Annotated in this window: 14 protein-coding genes and 3 pseudogenes; 8 read left to right on the top strand and 9 right to left on the bottom strand. The window is 62.2% G+C overall.

Annotated elements, in window-relative coordinates; genetic code table 11:
• The first annotated feature begins 1 nt into the window (after position 1).
• The 5 genes from HAQ05_RS10895 to HAQ05_RS10875 are packed head-to-tail and all read left to right on the top strand — an operon-like array spanning position 2 to position 3,708.
• Positions 2-700 carry a PspA/IM30 family protein gene (locus tag HAQ05_RS10895; RefSeq protein ID WP_190420305.1) on the top strand — a complete coding sequence of 233 codons (699 nt, stop codon included), beginning with the start codon at positions 2-4 and terminating at the stop codon, positions 698-700.
• Between the two features lie 28 nt (positions 701-728).
• Positions 729-1,391 carry a DUF2491 family protein gene (locus HAQ05_RS10890; RefSeq protein ID WP_190420303.1) on the top strand — a complete coding sequence of 221 codons (663 nt, stop codon included), beginning with the start codon at positions 729-731 and terminating at the stop codon, positions 1,389-1,391.
• Positions 1,392-1,404: 13 nt separating this feature from the next.
• Positions 1,405-1,830, top strand: a complete 426-nt coding sequence (locus HAQ05_RS10885; RefSeq protein WP_190420301.1) for a DUF350 domain-containing protein — start codon at positions 1,405-1,407, stop codon at positions 1,828-1,830.
• Positions 1,831-1,852: 22 nt separating this feature from the next.
• Positions 1,853-2,548: a DUF1190 domain-containing protein gene (locus HAQ05_RS10880; RefSeq protein WP_190420299.1), complete on the top strand. Its 696-nt coding sequence runs from the start codon at positions 1,853-1,855 to the stop codon at positions 2,546-2,548.
• A 2-nt stretch (positions 2,549-2,550) separates the two neighbouring features.
• Entirely contained in the window at positions 2,551-3,708 is a 1,158-nt protein-coding gene (locus tag HAQ05_RS10875) for a glutathionylspermidine synthase family protein (protein WP_190420297.1), read from the top strand.
• Between the two features lie 78 nt (positions 3,709-3,786).
• Here the strand turns inward: HAQ05_RS10875 and HAQ05_RS10870 are convergent.
• Positions 3,787-4,984 (bottom strand): annotated as a pseudogene (locus HAQ05_RS10870) (MFS transporter); the annotation flags it as partial.
• Positions 4,985-5,116: 132 nt separating this feature from the next.
• Here HAQ05_RS10870 and HAQ05_RS28650 point away from each other — a divergent pair.
• Positions 5,117-5,445: pseudogene (locus tag HAQ05_RS28650) on the top strand (transcriptional regulator); the annotation flags it as partial.
• 30 nt (positions 5,446-5,475) lie between these two features.
• On the opposite strand, the gene pdxR reads toward HAQ05_RS28650, so the two are convergent.
• Entirely contained in the window at positions 5,476-6,900 is a 1,425-nt protein-coding gene (gene pdxR, locus HAQ05_RS10865) for a MocR-like pyridoxine biosynthesis transcription factor PdxR (RefSeq protein ID WP_190420295.1), read from the bottom strand.
• Between the two features lie 126 nt (positions 6,901-7,026).
• On the opposite strand from pdxR, the gene HAQ05_RS10860 reads away from it, so the two are divergent.
• A complete protein-coding gene (locus tag HAQ05_RS10860) occupies positions 7,027-7,458 on the top strand; it encodes a carboxymuconolactone decarboxylase family protein (protein ID WP_190420293.1) in 432 nt (143 codons plus the stop codon).
• Between the two features lie 68 nt (positions 7,459-7,526).
• A pseudogene (locus HAQ05_RS10855) lies at positions 7,527-7,754 on the top strand (hypothetical protein); the annotation flags it as partial.
• Positions 7,755-7,774: 20 nt separating this feature from the next.
• Here the strand turns inward: HAQ05_RS10855 and HAQ05_RS10850 are convergent.
• The 7 genes from HAQ05_RS10850 to HAQ05_RS10820 form a co-directional block, all read right to left on the bottom strand.
• On the bottom strand, positions 7,775-9,301 hold the full coding sequence (locus HAQ05_RS10850; RefSeq protein WP_190420291.1) for an acetyl-CoA hydrolase/transferase family protein: 1,527 nt from the start codon (positions 9,299-9,301) through the stop codon (positions 7,775-7,777).
• A 405-nt stretch (positions 9,302-9,706) separates the two neighbouring features.
• Positions 9,707-11,056 (bottom strand): MFS transporter, encoded by a 1,350-nt coding sequence (locus HAQ05_RS10845; protein WP_190420289.1) that lies wholly within the window; start codon positions 11,054-11,056, stop codon positions 9,707-9,709.
• Positions 11,057-11,125: 69 nt separating this feature from the next.
• Positions 11,126-12,037: a dihydrodipicolinate synthase family protein gene (locus tag HAQ05_RS10840; RefSeq protein ID WP_190420287.1), complete on the bottom strand. Its 912-nt coding sequence runs from the start codon at positions 12,035-12,037 to the stop codon at positions 11,126-11,128.
• 60 nt (positions 12,038-12,097) lie between these two features.
• The gene (locus HAQ05_RS10835) at positions 12,098-13,177 is read right to left on the bottom strand and encodes an Ldh family oxidoreductase (protein WP_190420285.1); all 1,080 of its coding nucleotides are present in this window, start codon (positions 13,175-13,177) and stop codon (positions 12,098-12,100) included.
• A gap of 60 nt (positions 13,178-13,237) precedes the next feature.
• Entirely contained in the window at positions 13,238-14,623 is a 1,386-nt protein-coding gene (locus HAQ05_RS10830) for an MFS transporter (RefSeq protein WP_238935298.1), read from the bottom strand.
• A 117-nt stretch (positions 14,624-14,740) separates the two neighbouring features.
• A complete protein-coding gene (locus tag HAQ05_RS10825; protein ID WP_190420283.1) occupies positions 14,741-15,925 on the bottom strand; it encodes an enolase C-terminal domain-like protein in 1,185 nt (394 codons plus the stop codon).
• A gap of 137 nt (positions 15,926-16,062) precedes the next feature.
• Positions 16,063-17,043: a substrate-binding domain-containing protein gene (locus tag HAQ05_RS10820; protein WP_202988056.1), complete on the bottom strand. Its 981-nt coding sequence runs from the start codon at positions 17,041-17,043 to the stop codon at positions 16,063-16,065.
• Between the last annotated feature and the right edge of the window lie 219 nt (positions 17,044-17,262).

Genomic DNA, 17,262 nt, shown 5'->3' with positions numbered 1-17,262 from the left:
GATGAGTATCTGGAAAAAAGTAGTTACCGCCATTCGTGGCGGCGCATCGGAAGCGGGCGAGGCGATCGTCGATGCCAATGCCATTCGCATCCTCGAGCAAGAGCAGCGCGATGCCGAAGCCGCCGTGCTCAAGGCTCGCAACGGCCTGGTTGAGATCAAGGCCAAGCACAAGCTGTCGTTGCAACGCCTGGCGGCCTACGACAACGACATCACCAATTGGGAAGGCAAGGCCATCGCCGCGCTGGGTAAGGGCGAAGAAAGCCTGGCCAGCGAATGCGCCAACCAGATTGCGCAAATCGAAGGCCAGCGCGAACAGGAAAGGCTGCTGAATGAACAGTTCGGCAAACAGGTAGACGCCCTGCACGCCCAGGTGAGCCGCGCCGATGCGCAGATCAAGGGCCTGAAGCAGCAAGTGGAAATGGCCAAGGCCCGTGAAACCGTGCAGCAGGCGCGGGTGGCCACCGCCGCCGCCACCGGCGGTGCCAGCGGCAAGTTGGAAACCGCGGTAGACTCGCTGGCACGCATCAAGCAACGCCAGGACGAGCGTGACGCCAAGCTCGAAGCCGCCGAAGAACTGGCTGCCGCGGCCAATGGCGGTGACCTCGACAAACGCCTGCGCGAGGCGGGCATCGGCGCCTCGTCGCCTGGCGGTGCCGACGTGCTCGCCCGCTTGAAGGCGCGGCAAAACACACCGCAATAACCGCTGTTCAGAACCCCAAGGAGCGCACATGGGCGTGATCAAACGCTGGTTGGGCCTGGAGGCGCCGGTACGGGGCACCAGGCCCGCGCCCGCAGCCACTGCAGCCGGGCCGCTGGAACTGGGGCCGGGGCGCATGGTGTGCCTGGACCCTTCGCTCAAGCTGTTGCTCGCCGGCCATTCCCATGTGGTGCTGCCCGGCGATGAAAAGGTCTGGGCCCGTGGGCACATCGACCTCGGCCAGGGCATGGGCATTAACCGTTATTACCTGGACGACGAAGACTACTTCGTTCAAGTGGTGATGAACGGCCCGGGCGCTGACGATATCGAAGAGATCATCTTGTTCGGCTACTTCGCGGCCACGCCTGTCGCCAGCCAGGCTGAGCTGTTGCGCCTGACCGGCCCACAGTCGCCCATTGGCCTGCCCACCTACGAACACGACGGCGAAGTGTTCATGCGCCAATGGGGCAGCGAGGCGGGGCAGACCGAGTTCGTGCCGCTGGAGGAATTCGTCACCAGCCCCGAGGCCAGCTACCGGGTGGAGCACCTAGCCATGCTTTATGCGCGTGAGGTGGGTTTGGCCAACCGGCGTGAGTTCTTGTTGTTCTCGGTAGAGGAAGACGAAGCCGGCAATGTGAGCCTCACCACCGCCGTGGGCGTGAGCCTGCAACCCACCGATATCAAGGTTCTCTGACAAGGATATGCCCATGCTTGCTGCACTCGCCCTATCGCTCAACGCTACGGCCGTGTTCGGTTTCATTATCTATATCGTGGTGGCGGTGTTGTTGTTCGCGCTGTTCCAGTTCGCCTACACACGCTTGACGCCGCACAAAGAATTCGACTTGATCCGCGAGAACAACAGCGCCGCCGCGGTGGCTTTGGCGGGCTCGCTGGTGGGTTTTGCCCTGCCGGCCAGCAACATCATCGCCTACAGCGTCAGCGTGCTCGATTTCGTGGTGTGGGTGGTCATCGCCGCGGTGGTGCAATTGCTCGCCTTCGCCGGCACCAGCCTGGTGCTCAAAGGGCTTTCGGCCCGTATCGCACGCGGCGAGATGGCCGCGGCCATTTATTCGGCGGCCGTTGCGGTCAGCGTTGGCCTGCTCAACTCGGCGTGCATGACGCCGTCGGCCTGAGCCGCCGGGCAAGGAGATTTCGATGAGAACCCGCAGTTCGGTAACACTGGTACTGGCTGGTACCTTGCCACTGGCGCTGGCCGCGTGTAACCACTCAGACACGGTGAACGTGACGGCGCGGAAAAATTTCAAAACCGTGCAGGAATGCGTGGAAGCCAAGTTCCCGGTAGACGTCTGTTCCGATGCCTACATGACGGCCTTGGCCGATCACAAGCGCATTGCGCCCACCTACGACGACCAGGCGTCGTGCGATGCCGATTTCGTCGAGGGCTACTGCCAGGCCACGCCCGATGGGCATTTCGCGCCGCGCCTGGGCGGCTTCGAGTTGGCCATGGCCGGCGAGGTGCCGCGTGAACAGGCTGAGCAGGCCCGCAGCCAAAGCGATGGTGGCAATGGTTTCCTGACGGGGTTATTGATCGGCAACCTGCTCAGCGGCAGCCGCCCCAGCTACTTTGCCCAGCCTATCTACGACACCCGCACGCGCCAGGGCGGCTATGCCAGCACTACCTTGCCCCAGCAGATGGACGACGGCAAAACCTTCGGCCGCTCCAGCCAGGCGCGCAGCGGCGGCGGTAGCTATACCCCGTCGACGCTGGCCAAAAGCCTGGGCAGTGGCGCCACCGTGGGCTCGACCATTTCCCGTGGCGGCTTTGGTAGCCAAGCTACCGCGCGCAGTGGCTGGAGCAGCAAGAGCGGCGGCTTCAGCGCCGGCGGCTGACCATGAAGAAAATCCCAATTGCCGAGCGCCCCGGCTGGCAGGCGCGGGTCGAGCGTGAGGGCTTCGTGTTCCATACCCTCGACGGCGAGCGCTATTGGGACGAGCGCGGGTATTACCAATTCAGCGAAGCACAGGTAAGCCGCGACCTGGAGGCGCCCACCAAGGAACTTCACGAGATGTGCCTGGATGTGGTCGCTCGAGTGGTGGACAGCGAAGCCTTGCTGGCGTCGCTGGCCATCCCACCGGCGTTCTTCGACCTGGTGCGCCGCTCTTGGAAAGAGGGCCAGCCACACCTGTACGGGCGCTTCGATTTTTCCTATGACGGCCACGGGCCGGCCAAGCTGCTGGAAGCCAACTACGACACACCCACCTCGTTGCTCGAGGCCGCGGCGGTGCAGCTGCTTTGGCTGGAGGACCAGATTGCGCTGGGTAACCTGCCCGCAAGGGCCAACCAGTTCAATACCCTGGCCGAAGACCTGGTGCGAGCGTTCGCGACCTTCCCTAGCGGCGCGCCGTTCTATTTCTCCGCTATCGCCGGTTCAGTCGAAGACCGTGGCACCACCGATTTTTTGCGACGCATGGCCCGCCACGCCGGCATTGACGCTCGCCATATCGACCTGGAGGCCATTGGCCTGGCCGCTGATGGCCGCTTCGTCGACCTGCAGGCCCGGCCCATCGAGCGGCTGTTCAAATTGCATGCCTGGGAACACATCTTCCTCGAACCGTTCGGCCAGGCGGTGGCCACCTCCGGTACCCAATTCGTGGAACCTGCCTGGAAGGCCATCATCAGCAACAAGGGCATCCTGGCCTTGCTATGGCAGCTTCATGAAGGCCACCCCAATCTGCTGCCGGCCCGGGTAGACCCCCAGCCGGGCCGCCCGGTGTCGCCGGGCTGGGTGCGCAAACCGTTCTTTTCCCGCGAGGGTGCGAACATCGAGATTCACACCCACGACCATCAGCGGCTCAGCGAAGGCGGCCCCTACACCGATGCCCCATATATCCTGCAGCAGTGCGCGCCGCTGCCGCGGTTTGGCGACAGCTATACGGTGGTCGGGTCCTGGGTGGTGGGGGACACGCCGGCCGGGATTGGCATTCGGGAAGACGACAGCTTGATTACCAAGGACAGCAGCCGGTTTTTGCCGCATGTGGTGTTGGATTGAAGGGTGCCCCTCGGCCCACCACTCAAGTGGACGCGTAAGGCCACCCTCGCGTTGCTTCCAAGCGCCGGTTCCGGCCGCCAACGCCAGTATTGCCAGCGCCTCGATTCCGACGGCCAGGCTGAGTATCAATACTTCACCAGTCGCGCCGTTGGCCAATGTTTTCAACCCTCCGAACATCGCCGGGGCGAAGGCGTAGCACCCTTGTGACGTCGCCACAATCAGCGTAACCACGCGCTGTACGTGTTGCGCCGGAAACTCTGATTGAGCAATCAGCGGTGGGAGCGAGGTCGCGTTGCCGATTCCTAGGCCGAAAAGGACAACCCCCGCCCACAGCAGCGCGGGTGAGAGGCTAGCCGCGGCCAGGGCCAAGCAGCCGAGTAACTGGCAGCCATAGCTGATGCAAGCGACGGTACGCCTATCCGCCTTTGCTGACATGAGCCAGCCCATGAGGGATCGACCGGCGATGGCACTCAGCGTGGCCATGCCCATCGCCACAGCTGCCGTTTTTTCAGGCATATGGCCGGCCAGCAACACAAATAACTGGCTGATCAGGCCAATCTGGGCAAACAGCCCGAGAGCCATGGCCGCCGCTACGGTGATGAACCGGCGGTTGGCCCGCAGGGACACCGCTGGGCTGCCTGCCGGGCTTCCCGGGCCAACAACTATTGTCGCTGCGCCGTCGGGGTGCTGGCCGAGATGCTCAGGCCGAACATTGAAGACCTTCATCGAAAGGGCGGTAATAATGCCGATCGAAGTGATGCCGACCAACAGAGCCGCGTGGCTGAACCCGATACGCTCGATTAAGTACACCCCCGCCGATGAAAACACCACCCCGCCGATGCTGGCGCCGTTATAGGCCATGGCCAAGGCTGCAGGCCGCCGGGCTACGAACCATGGGGGCAATGATGGCGTTGACGGCTGCGGCGCCCATCGTCACCCACCCCAAGCCGCTGAGGGTCGCGGCCATAAACAGTTGGTAAGGCTGGCCGGCAGTGGCCCACCCATACACCCCGCAGGCGAGCATCGCGGCCCCCGCTAGGGTGATGCGGGGCAGGCCGAAGCGCTTATACAACCTAGGGAGGTTAACCACGACCAGGGTGCCCGCCAGAAAGTGCACGGTGACAGCGCCGAAGCACCATGCCAGCGACCAGCCGGTGCGTTGAACCACGGCGTACAAGAAGATCGGTGGGCCATAGAACCCGATGCCCCAGCCGAGAACGGCCATCACACATGTCGCTGCAACGACCTTGTTTCCAAAAAAAGCCGGTGGTGCCATTCGCCAATCCCTTCAGGTGGTTTGGCCGCAGTATGATGGTTGTGCACACCAACACTTCAGGGACGGGTGAACAATGGATGTAGACGCTGCTGATCTTTCTTTGGCCGCGGTCGCCGGCGCTATTGCGGATGCTGCGCCGGCGAACTGGCGGCCACGCTGCATGATGCGTGGGTCCAGGCAAATTGGGTTTATGAAAACGGCGCGAATGACGGCCTCACCGAGAAAGGTACAGATCGCTTGCTTCAGTTAGGTGTGGATGTAGATGCCATTTCGCGGCAGCGAAGGCGCCTGGCCTACCCTTGCATGGACTGGAGCGAGCGGTCGCCGCATATCGGGGGGCGCTCGGTGGAGCGCTGTTGGCGTTGATGTTCAAGCGCGGCTGGGTGGTCCGCCATCTCGATTCCAGAGCGCTCAGTGTGACATCGAAGGGCAAAAACAGCCTGGCGAAGGTGTTCCCATAGCCAGCGGCCGCTTAACCTGTGGCGGTTAGCCTACTGAACCGGGCACCTGCCGGCCTCTATCGCCTTGGCCAAGCGAAGCACCTGCGCTGAGGCTTGGTCGGCACTGGCAATGTTCGTGAAACCCAGGAGCAGGCCTTGTCGGGCCGGGGCTTGTAGGTACCAACGCGACAGTGACCCGACCGCTAGCCCGGCCGCTGCGGCGCGCTGCGCAAGGTCGATGTCGCCCCCGTCGTTCAGGCCAGCGAGCAGATGCATGCCGCCCGCTTGAGGGTCGGCCCACAGGCGGGCGCCAAGCTGCTGGCGCAGCGCATCGACCAGCCATTGGCGGCGGCGCGCGTACAGGGTGCGCATTTTATTCAGGTGCCGCGCGAAATGGCCTTCACTCAGGAAGGCGGCCACGGTTGCCTGCAGCACGTATGGGCAGTGGTTGTGCAAGCGGTCCGCTTGGTGGGCGAAAGCGCCGACCTGTTCCGGCGCAACCACCAGATAAGCCAGGCGTAGCCCAGGGAAAAGCACCTTACTGAAAGTCCCGGTATAGAGCACGCGACCCTGTTCGTCGAGGCTCTTGAGGGCCGGCAAGGGCCTGCCTTGGTAGTGGTATTCGCTGTCGTAGTCGTCTTCGATGATCCAGCTGCCCTGGCGGTTGGCCCAGCTCAGCAGCGCGAGCCGGCGTGCGAGCGACAACGGCACGCCTAACGGGCTCTGGTGGCTGGGCGTGACCACCGCGAAGCGAGCCTGCTCCGAACGGGCGATGCCTTCCGCTACGTTCAGCCCATGTTCGTCTACCGGTACGGGCACCAGCGTGGCGCCGGCCTCGAGCAGGGTATCCCTGGCCATGAAATAGCCGGGCTCTTCCAACCAACACGCATCGCCTGGGCGCATGAGCGTATGGCCGATCAAGTCGAGGCAGGCGCGATAGCCGGCGCACACGAAAACCTGCTCGGCGTGGCAGGCGATACCCCGCGAAATCCCCAGATAGGCGGCGATGGCCGCGCGTAACCCGGCATGGCCACGTGCATCGGGATACACCAGCCCCTCCACCCCGGCTTGGCGCAGTTGGCGGCCGGCTAACTGTGCCCATAGCTTGCGCGGAAACGCGTCCAGCGCGGGCAAGCCCATCTGCAGCGCGAGGGGCTTGGCACCCCGATGTATCGCTGGGTACGCCGTGGTGCTGGCCCGCAGCCGGGCGGGGGGCAGCGATGCGAGCGCCAAGTGCGGTGAAACCAGCGTGCCCGCTGGCCCGTGGGCGGTCAGGTAGCCTTCGCCCATCAGTAACTGGTACGCCGCCTCGACAGTGCCGCGTGCTAGGTTCAGCTCCGCCGCCAGCGCGCGAACGGCCGGCACCCGATCACCTGGGCGCAGGCGGCCGTCGCCAATGGCTTCACGAAAACGTTGATACAACTGGCGATAGATCGGCGCCGTATGGCGGCGGTCCAGTGCGAAGGTCAGGGCCATGGCCTAGTCGTTCATTCATTTTTTGGCTCTATAGCTTATGCCGTCGCGCCCCTAAAGTGCGTGCTGTCTCAACGCAATCGGTGTCCACCATGGCACCTGGCCTTTTCACCACACCGAGGTTTCACCATGAACCGATTAAGGCTGGCGTTTCAGTCGCTGTCGCCGGCAGCTTACCAGGGCCTGCTGGCCACTAACCAGGCGTTGGCCGATGGGCCGTTGGGCCTGCCACTGCTCGAGCTGGTGTACCTGCGGATATCGCAGATCAATGGCTGTGCCTTCTGCCTGGGCAAACACTCACAGACCTTGCGCGAATGTGGAGTGCCGCAAGCCAAGCTGGATTGCCTGGCGGGTTGGCGCGCCAGTGAACGGTTCGACGACCGCGAACGCGCGGCCCTCAGTTGGGCCGAAGCGCTTACCGATGTCAGCGAACAGGGCGCGCCCGACGAGCTGTTCGAGCCCCTGAAGGCCCATTTCACAGATGCCGAGGTGTCCGACTTGACTTTGGCGGTGGCCCTGATGAATGCCTTTAATCGGTTGGCGGTGGGGATGAGGCTTTAACACAGTCCCTATTCTCATGATTGCATTTGCAACAACATTGCATTATTCCTAGAGCCTCTCGCAAGCGTCGCCCTTGGCTCAATGGCCGGCGCTTCGTCGCCCTGGGCACGGCCGGCTTTGGCCAGTCCGATACCCGAGAAGCCTTGCGCCGCCACTTCGAGGTGGACAGGCAGTTCATTGTGCTGGGGGCACTCAAGGCATTGGCCGACGACGGTATCCTCGAGCGGGAGGAGGTTGCCAGGGCGTTGGTGGCCCTGCAGATCGATGCGCAAAAGGTCGCCCCGGCCGCGGTGTGATCGGCACCAGGGCCGCCGCGTCAACCAACGGCCTCCGGGTTGAGCATGCTGCCGGTCAGCCGGTAGCGTTCGTGCCACGACAGCGCTTCGGCCAGCAGATGGGGGGTGTGCTTGCCAAAGCTGTCGCGGTTGGCACGTTCGATATAATCGCCCAAGGCGTCTCGGTAGCTGGGGTGCACGCACCGTTCCAGGATGGCTTTGGCGCGCTGCTTGGGGCTGAGCATGCGCAGGTCGGCCAGGCCCTGGTCGGTGACAATCACCGACACGTCATGCTCGGTGTGGTCCACATGGCTGACCATCGGCACCAGGGTCGAGATCAGCCCATTCTTGGCCACACTCGGGGCCATGAACACCGAGAGGTACGCGTTACGGGCAAAGTCGCCTGAGCCGCCGATGCCATTCATCATCTGCGTGCCCAGGGTGTGGGTCGAATTCACGTTGCCATAAATGTCCGCTTCCAGCATGCCATTGAGCGCGATGCAGCCCAGGCGGCGGATCAGTTCCGGGTGGTTGCTGATGCCTTGTTGGCGCAGCACGATGCGCTTGCGCAGGAACTCGGCATGTTCGTTAAAACGCTCGATACCCACGGGGCTCAAGGAGAACGACGTGGCGGCCGCCAGCGCCAATTTGCCACTGATCAGCAGCTCCAGCATGCCGTCCTGGATCACCTCGGTAAATGCCGTGAGCCCGGTGAACTCGCTTTCGCCCAGGCCTTGCATGAAGGCGTTGGCGATATTGCCCACGCCTGACTGGATCGGCAGCAGGTTGCCGGGAATGCGCCCGGCCTTGACTTCGAAACGCAAAAAGTCCAGCAAATGGTCGGCGATGGCCTTGGAGGCGGCATCCGGTTGTTTGAACGGGCTGTTGCGGTCTGGCGCGTCGGTTTCCACCACGGCAACCACCTTTTCCAAGGGCACGCTCAGGTACGGTTCGCCGATACGGTCACCCGGGTGCACCAGCGGGATGGGCTGGCGCGCGGGGGGCAGGGCGCCGTCGTAGTAGATATCGTGCATGCCTTCCAGGGCCTCGGGCTGCCAACGGTTCACTTCCAGGATCACCGCATCGGCCATGTCCAGCCAGGTCTTGTTGTTGCCCACCGACGAAGACGGCACCAAGCGGCCGTCTTCCAGAATCGCGGAAATTTCTATTACGGCGACGTCGACTTTGCCGAAAAAGCCGTAGCGAACCTTCTCTGCCAACTGCCCCAGGTGGATGTCCATGTACTCCAGGGCGCCGGAGTTGATGCGCCCGCGCAGTTCGGGGTCGGATTGGAACGGCACGCGCAGCTCGATGCCGTCGACGCGAGCGAGCACACCGTCCAGTTCCGGCGCCGTCGAGGCGCCGGTCAGTACCGTAATGCGAAACGGCTCGCCCTGGGCGTGGCGGGCCGTGATGTGTTCAGCCAGCGCGCCCGGAATCGCCTTGGGGTAGCCGGCGCCGGTAAAGCCGCTCATGCCGACCGTCATGCCATGCCTGATTCGCTGCGCCGCTTCGGCAGCAGACAGGCGCAATGCAGCAAAGCCGGGATGGCGGATTCGATTACTCATGGATACAAGGCACCTCGTTCGAGCTGCGGCGGCGTGCCGCCGAGAAAAGGGAAGCGAAACGGGCGCAGTGGTTCCCGCCAGCGCCAGGGCTACGGTATACCCAAGCCCACTAGCAAGCGTAGAAGCCGTGCGCCAAAGGTCGAGCGCAAATGCCCATAATCGGCGCTGGGTGGGTAACGGCGGGTTATGAGCAGGGGTTTGGCCCGATAGCATCGGCATGCTGAAGCGTAAGGCGGGGGACGGAGCCAAGCGAGTGTGGTGTTTCAGACGTTCGCACGAGAATTGACGCGTGAATGTTGCCGGGCCCCGTCCGCTCTTCGCCCTAGGGCCGCGATGGTTCGTCGAGGCGGCGCGCCCATCGGCAACACTGGCGTGGCGATGCCGGCGAACGTGTGAAAGACCCTACTATTCACGCACCCGCACCTTTTCAGACAAAGGCCGTAATTTGCCAATAACGAAGAGATAGCAAAACGCACCGATCAGGCCGTGGGCGCCGACGAAATATAAAGCGATAGTGAACGAGCCGGTGCTTTGCACGGCGTAACCGATCACGACGGGCGTCACAATTCCAGACACACTGCCAAACAAATTGAACAGCCCGCCTGCAACGCCCACCAGCCTTGCCGGGGCGGTGTCGGACACCACCGCGAAGTTCACCGCCGCCAGCCCTTTACCAAACAACGCTAATGTCATCAGGCCGACGATTACGTAGGTAGAGCTGACAAAATTGCTGAATATCAGGGTGGACGACAGCAACATGCCGGTCACGAACGGTACCTTACGGGCGATGCTTACGCTGTAACCTCGGCGGCTCAGTGCGTCGGAGATGACGCCCCCTAACACACCGCCGATGAAGCCCGCCACGGCGGGCATGGTGGCCACCAAGCCGACTTCCATGATGTTCAGGCCACGGCCTTTAACCAGATAGATGGGAAACCAGGTGAGGAAAAAATACTGCATGGATGCCAGGCAGTATTGGCCCACATAGATGCCCAGCATTTGCCGGCTGGTCAGAAACATCTTCAACACCCCACGGGTCAGTACCTTGCTGCCCGAAGGGTTGCCGTTTTGCATTTGAACGTTGGCGCCCCCGTCCCGCAGGTAATCCAATTCGGCATCGTTCACCCGTGGGTGGGTTAACGGCGAGCGCACCACCCGGGCCCAAACCAGTGTCAGCAGCAACCCCAGTACGCCCATGCCCCAAAACACCCAATGCCAGCCGGCATAATGGACCAAATAGCCCATGATCGGCAAAAATACCAACACCGCCAGGTACTGGGCTGAATTGTAGATAGCGGTGGCCGTGCCGCGCTCAGCCACAGGAAACCAACCCGCCACGATAGAGCTGTTACCCGGAGACAGCGGCGACTCCACCAGCCCCAGGGCGAAGCGCAGGCAGAACAGCCCGGCCACGATCAGGCCAACCGGCAACCCATCGGCGAACCCCTGGATGAACGTGAATAACGACCACAAACCGAGGCTACAGCCATAAACCCTGACCGCACCGAAGCGGTCAAGCAGCCAGCCGGCCGGCAACTGGGCCAGCACGTAAGCCCAGGAAAAAACAGAGAACAGATAGCCTAACTGCACTGAACTGATGCCCAGCTCGCTGGACATCGCAGAGCCCGCAATGGAAAGGTTGGCCCGGTCGGCCAATGCGACAGCGCTGGCGATGACCAGCATCGCCAACACCCCATAACGTACCCGTGATCGCTTCACGGCCGCCGGTGCCGCATCGATTTCGTAGGTGTTCATTGTTTCTCCGTTTGTAGTTGTAGTCGGAGCCGTCATTCACTGGGCAAGGGCGCCCGCGGCGCTGTCGGGTTATGCGCCGGCGTATTCACCACGCCGCTGTTCCACCCGTGCCACTAACCGGTCAAGCTCGGCCAAGTCTTGCGCACTCAACCGCGGCCCCGGCGTGCGCATGGTGGCGTGTGCGATGGCGCCACGGCGGCGCATCACTTCCTTGCGGGCACACACCCCCCAGAAACCCATGGCTTCGTAGCGCAGCAACGGCAAATAAAGGTCGAACAGGTCGTCGGCTTTGTCTGCCTCACCGCGCTGATGCAACTGATACACCTGGGCCAGCATCTCCGGGTAAGAAAAACCCGCCATCGGCCCATCAGCGCCACGGCGCAGTTCCAGCGGCAGGTACATGGCGTTGTTGCCGGTCAAGATCGCGACCCGCCGGCCTTGGGACTCGCGCAGGCGAGTGATCTTGTTCAGGCAGGGCAGGTCTTCTTCTTTGATCAGGCCGATTTCCGGGTGGGATTCCACCAGTTGCAGGATCGCCGGCACGGACATCGCGACTTTAGAGGCGAACGGAAAGTCCTGAAGCACCGTGGGGATGCCCTCGTTGTGGCGAAACAATGCGGCAAAGTAACCGAACAGCTCTTCATCCGTCTGGATGCCGGCAGGTGGCGCGACCATGACCCCCGCCGCGCCCAGGTCCATGACCTGAGCACTGAAATCGGCAAGTTGCGCAAGGCTAGGGTTGCTTACCCCGACGATAACGGGCAGGTCGCCTGCACGCTCGATGTAGCGCTGCGCAACCTGCTGGGCTTCAGCGCTGGTCAGCTTGCCGGCTTCGCCGCTGACGCCCAATACGGTAAAGCCGCTGGCACCGTGCTGCCGGTAAAACTCAACCAAGCTGTCGATACTGTTCAGGTCGACATTGCCCGCTTCGTCGAACGGGGTCTGGGCGACGATATAAACGCCTTTGGTGTGCTCAAGCATAGGAACTCCACATCGGTTTGTTTATTGGAAAAGGCAGCCGCTGTTACGCTGCTCGATCATTCACGCCGCCCGTTCGGCCGGCAGCTCGATGTCGAACTTCGACGCCCACGGCCGCAGGCGTGCAAAAACCTCTTCGCTCAGTTCAATACCGGCCTGCATCTGCTCGCGCCGCTGCGCCAGGGCGCGCTCGCCCGGTAAGCGCACCGGCGGCGCGCCGTCGCGCACCCGGCTGGCTCGGCAAGCCGCCACCAAATGGTCCATTTCCGCCAGGAATACCGGCAAACCCGCGAAGTGCACTGGGTTGATAACTTGCAAAAAGACGCTCTGGCCATACATGTCCGGCCCCGTCAGGCGGCCTGCGCCAGACAAGCCAAGCGACAGCGCCTCCACGGCGATGCCCAGGCCGAAGCCCTTGTAGCCGAACGCTGTACCGCCCAGTGGCAGGATGGTGCCGGCGGGCTTTGCTTGCAGCACTGCAGGGTCATCGCTGGGCTGCCCTTGAGCGTCCAGCAGCCAAGCGCCGGGTAATTTTTCGCCGCGTTCAGCGAACGCTGTGAAAAACGAGTTGCTGGCGATCGATGTGCACTGGTCGATCAGGATCGGCTCGGCGCTAGTGGGGATGCCATAGGCAATCGGGTTGGACGTGAGCACTGCATCGATGCCGCCGAAGGGGGCTACCGAGGCGATTCCCGGGTTGGTGGCACTCAGGGTCACGAAGAGGTTTGCCTCTACTAACGGCAACAAATAACTTTGCAAGCAGCCAATATGCGAACAATCGGCAATGGTGGCGGTAACGACCGCCTGGGTGGCGGCCATCGCCAACATCTGCTGGGTGGCTTGGTCCATTACCCAGGCGCCAGGCAGGCGGTTGGCCCGCCACGCAAACGACGCCGGGCCACTGGCGATCACTTCGAGGGGGGCATCGGCACGGATGTGCCCGGCCTCCAGCCGCTGCAAATAGCTGCTAAGGAACCATAAGCCATGGGTACGATGGCCCAATAGGTCCGCGTCGAGCATGCGCAACGTCATCAAGTGTGCCTGATCGGCAGGCAGGCCAACCTGCCCGAGCAAGGCCATGGAAAAGCGCTGCAGGGCGGCGTAGGCAAAACGTGGGCGGCGCGCCGTAGAGCCAGTGGTCATAGAGCCGATACCTCGTGCTGATGAATCAAGTTTTTGGGTTGGCGCAGCAAAGTGCGCGCATTAAGCCGTTGCAACGGTTTCACCGGCCAGGCGCAGGCGCCGCAGTTTGCCGACGATCAGGATGTAACTCAGGGCGCCGATCAGTGCGTGAGCCGCCACGAAATACATGGCGGTCGTAAAGGAGCCGCTGACCTTGACCATGTAACCAATGACGATAGGCGTAGCGATGCCCGCCAGGTTGCCCGCCACGCCGAAGACGCCCGTGGCCATGCCGACGATAGCCGGTGGCGAGGTGTCGACAACCACCGCCAAGCCAATTTGGGCCAGCCCTTTGCCGAACAATGCCAAGCACATCAGGGCAACGATCACATAGGTCGAGTCGGTGAAGTTGCACAGCACCAGGGCCGTGGCCAACAGCATTCCGCTGACGAAGGGCAACTTGCGCGCAAAGGTCACGGACCCGCCTCGGCGAATGACCGCATCGGAAATGCTGCCGCCCAACAAGCTCCCCAGGAAGCCGCAGATGGCGGGCAAGGTGGCGACGAAGCCGACCTCAAGAATGTTCAGCCCCCGCCCCTGGACCAGATAGATGGGGAACCAGGTGATGAAAAAATATTGCAGCGCCGTGATGCAGTATTGGCCCAGGTAAATACCCAACATCATCCGGCTTTTGAATAACACCCCGATTGCCCTGATCGACGGTGGCGGTGCTTTGTTTTTGGCCGCCTCGATATCGATCAAGGCGCCGTTTTGCTTGAGATAATCCAGTTCCGCCGCGTTCACCCTGGGGTGTTTATCGGGGGTGCGCATCACGTAAAACCAGAACACGCTCAGCGCCATCCCGAAGGCCCCCATGAACCAGAACACGTAATGCCAACTCAAGGCATGGCCGAGCACACCCATGATAGGAACGAACAGCAGCACCGCAACGTACTGGGCAGAGCTGAAGATCGAGGTGGCAATACCGCGTTCTTTCAACGGGAACCAGGCCGCGACCACATAGTTATTAGCCGGGTAGATCGGCGCTTCGACTAAACCCACCAGAAAGCGCAGGCAGAACAGCGAAACGACTACCCACCCTGCGGGCAGCCAACTCACCGTTCCTTGGAGGAAGGTAAACGAAGACCAAAGAAACAAGGCCCCGCCATAAACATTGATCGAATTAAACCGATCAAGTAGCCAGCCACCGGGCAGTTGGCCAATGACGTAAGCCCATGCGAAGGCGGAAAACAGGTAGCCCATGGCTACGGCATCGAGGCCAAGCTCGCTGGACATCGCTGAGCCGGCGATGGATAAATTGGCGCGATCCCCCAGGTTGACCGCGGTCACCAGGACGATCAGCGCCAGGATGTAAAACCGGATATGGCTGCGGGCGGCGGAACTGGACACGGCATCGCGCTCGATGCCGGCTACGGTGGGGGCGTTCTTCATGCCTGACGTGGTCATAGCTGTCTCCTGAGCCCAAAGGTAACGTAGGCTCGGTGGCCGGTTCTGATCCGGCTTTATTGGAATGTGGAGCAGGCGCGGGCGCTACGGACGCAGCGCCGCACCTGGGCAGTGGTTTCAGCGATCCTTGATATCGAACACGTGATGCGCGGTGGTGTGCCGCTTGATGTAGTCCCAGTCGTAGGTAACACCCAAGCCGGGGCCGGTGGGCACAGGCACGGTGCCGTCCTGGTCGATACAGTCAATTTGGTCGGAATAATCGCAGGCGTAGACCTGCGGAATATTGTTCGGGCAGTCAGGCCCGACCAAGGCGATTTCATAAAAATTGGAGTTGCGAATGGCCCCCATCACGTGCCGGTGCGCCGGGCCCACCGCGTGTATTTCTACATCCAGGCCAAACGCTTCGGCGAGCCGCGCGGTCTTGATCGCCCCGGTAATGCCCATGTCGTATTCCGGGTCGACACGGATGAAGTCGGTACCGCCAGCGATGAGGAAGTCCGCCTTGGGCTCCAGCCCACGCACGTGTTCGCCAATCAATAGCGGCGTCTTGAGCATTTCCCGCAGTTTCTTGTGCGAGAACGCAGACAAGCCCGCGTCGCGGTAGGGGTCTTCGAACCAGAAGTAATCGGCTTCATCACATGCACGGCCAACGTATAAGGCATCGGCGAAGGTTTTCAGGTCGCAGGCGCCGTCATACATCAGGGCCATATTCGCGCCCACCGCCTTGCGCGTTTGCAGGATTGCCGCGGCCTCCTCAACGGGATTGCCGTCGAACCAACCATGGATCTTGAAGCCCTTGTAGCCCATTTCGCGGCACTGAACCGCGAAGTCGCCATAGGCCTGCGGGCTGTCCAAGCCGCCAGCACGGTCGCCATGGAAGGTGCTGGCATAGGCTTTAAGCCTTGAGCGATAGCCGCCGAGCAGGGTCTGGATCGAGGCCCCCAGTTGCTTGCCGGTCAAGTCCCACAAGGCGATGTCGATAGGGCCGTGGCCCATGTGATCGAAATGGTGGAGCTTGCGCTTGAACTCGTCGTAGATGGCTTCACGCTGGTTGGGATCGCGGCCGAGCAGGTCGGGAGCCAGCATCAGCGATTGTGCCAACGCTGGGCGTGTACCGCCCCACATGGCCACGTACTCGCCACGTGCGCCATCGTTGGTTTCGATCACGACGGCGTACTTCGAGAGCTGCATGCGGCCGCCTTTTTTATAGGCCACATGGTTATGGGTGTGCAGGCCTTCGGCGGCCAAGTTGATCACTTCATACTTGAAATCGAAAATTTCGACGCGGGTTATGTGAGACATGCTGACTCCGACTCTTGGCTTTTTTGTATGAGCTGATAGCGCTATCAAGTTTATGATAGCGCTAACTAAGTCGGAGCGCAAATGCGTCGGTGCCGAGCCAGTAGCGATAAACCGAAAGAGGGGCGCGTGAACGCGGGTCAGGCGGAACCGCGATGGACGATCGAAAAACCGACGTCGACCGTGGTGCCAGTGGCACGGCCCTGAAGGTGGGCCAGTATCAATTGAGCGGTGCTGACCGCAATCGCCCGCCCATCGGCACGCACCGTCGACAATGGCGGGTCGGTGTCGGCAGCGAAGTTCAGGTCGCCATAGCCCATCACCGCCAATTGCTGCGGGACCTTCAGCCCGCGCGCCTTGGCTTCGGTGAGTACACCAAGGGCAACCATGTCAGAGGTGCAGAATATGGCGTCCAATTCGCCGTACTCGGCCAGCAACTGCGCCAATGCCTGGCGCCCCGCGCCCATTGTGCTGGGCGCGGGGATTACCTTGGAAGGCACGTGCATGGCGGCGTCCAGCTTTCGAATGGTGGCCATGAAGCCCTCGGTGCGTACCGCCGCGCGCTGGTCGTCGGCGCCGATCAAGGCCAAACGGCGGTAGCCCTTGCCTACCAGGTACTCGGCGGCGGCGCAGCCTACGGCATGTTGGGAAAACCCCACCAACATCTGCAGCGGCTGGGCAGACAAATCCCAGGTTTCAACCACGGGAATGCCAGAGGCCGCGAGTTGCGCGCGCACTTGTTCAGACTGCACCGTACCGACTATCACGATCGCGTCTGGGCGGCGCCCAATCAGCGCTTCGATCAAGCCGGGATCTTGCGGCTTGGCATAATCACTCTCGCCCAAGATGACCTGGTAGCCGGCGCTGGACAGCTCTGCCCGCAACGTTTGCAGGAACTCCAGATAGATGAGCGACGCGATACTGGGCACCACCACGGCAATAAAGTAGCTTTGCGTCGACGCCAGCCCCGAGGCGAGCATATTGGTGACATACCCGGTTTCGAGGACGGCGGCCTTCACGCGCTCAACCAAAGCAGGCGACACCATGTGGGGTTTGTTCAAGGCCCGTGACGCTGTCATCTGCGACACACCGGCGACGTTGGCAACATCAGATAAGGTCACTCGGCCAAGACCTCGCCTGGCCCGCAGGAGGTGTTTGGGGGGGAGGTCGGTCATGGAAGCAGGCCCGATGAATACTCAAGGATGCGTATATTAACCACTTTTAGCGCCAGGCAATGCCGCACTGCTCCAGGCCGGTAAATCTTGCCCTTGACGCGCCCCGCCCGCCGGGCAGCAAAAGGCATCGCCAATGGGGGGGCAGCCAACGTCTAAAACAGCCCA

This window comes from Pseudomonas typographi, assembly GCF_014694385.1.
GTDB lineage: Bacteria > Pseudomonadota > Gammaproteobacteria > Pseudomonadales > Pseudomonadaceae > Aquipseudomonas > Aquipseudomonas typographi.
The sequence above is the reverse complement of the archived record's forward strand: the minus strand, read 5'-3'. Positions and strand labels throughout refer to the sequence as shown.

Coding starts and splice junctions, on each gene's coding strand:
- HAQ05_RS10840 (WP_190420287.1), bottom strand. CDS start 12,037: ATGCTTGAGCACACCAAAGGCGTTTATATCGTCGCCCAGACCCCGTTC.
- HAQ05_RS10880 (WP_190420299.1), top strand. CDS start 1,853: ATGAGAACCCGCAGTTCGGTAACACTGGTACTGGCTGGTACCTTGCCA.
- HAQ05_RS10885 (WP_190420301.1), top strand. CDS start 1,405: ATGCTTGCTGCACTCGCCCTATCGCTCAACGCTACGGCCGTGTTCGGT.
- HAQ05_RS10830 (WP_238935298.1), bottom strand. CDS start 14,623: ATGACCACGTCAGGCATGAAGAACGCCCCCACCGTAGCCGGCATCGAG.
- HAQ05_RS10850 (WP_190420291.1), bottom strand. CDS start 9,301: ATGAGTAATCGAATCCGCCATCCCGGCTTTGCTGCATTGCGCCTGTCT.
- HAQ05_RS10875 (WP_190420297.1), top strand. CDS start 2,551: ATGAAGAAAATCCCAATTGCCGAGCGCCCCGGCTGGCAGGCGCGGGTC.
- HAQ05_RS10845 (WP_190420289.1), bottom strand. CDS start 11,056: ATGAACACCTACGAAATCGATGCGGCACCGGCGGCCGTGAAGCGATCA.
- HAQ05_RS10860 (WP_190420293.1), top strand. CDS start 7,027: ATGAACCGATTAAGGCTGGCGTTTCAGTCGCTGTCGCCGGCAGCTTAC.
- pdxR (WP_190420295.1), bottom strand. CDS start 6,900: ATGGCCCTGACCTTCGCACTGGACCGCCGCCATACGGCGCCGATCTAT.
- HAQ05_RS10825 (WP_190420283.1), bottom strand. CDS start 15,925: ATGTCTCACATAACCCGCGTCGAAATTTTCGATTTCAAGTATGAAGTG.
- HAQ05_RS10895 (WP_190420305.1), top strand. CDS start 2: ATGAGTATCTGGAAAAAAGTAGTTACCGCCATTCGTGGCGGCGCATCG.
- HAQ05_RS10890 (WP_190420303.1), top strand. CDS start 729: ATGGGCGTGATCAAACGCTGGTTGGGCCTGGAGGCGCCGGTACGGGGC.
- HAQ05_RS10835 (WP_190420285.1), bottom strand. CDS start 13,177: ATGACCACTGGCTCTACGGCGCGCCGCCCACGTTTTGCCTACGCCGCC.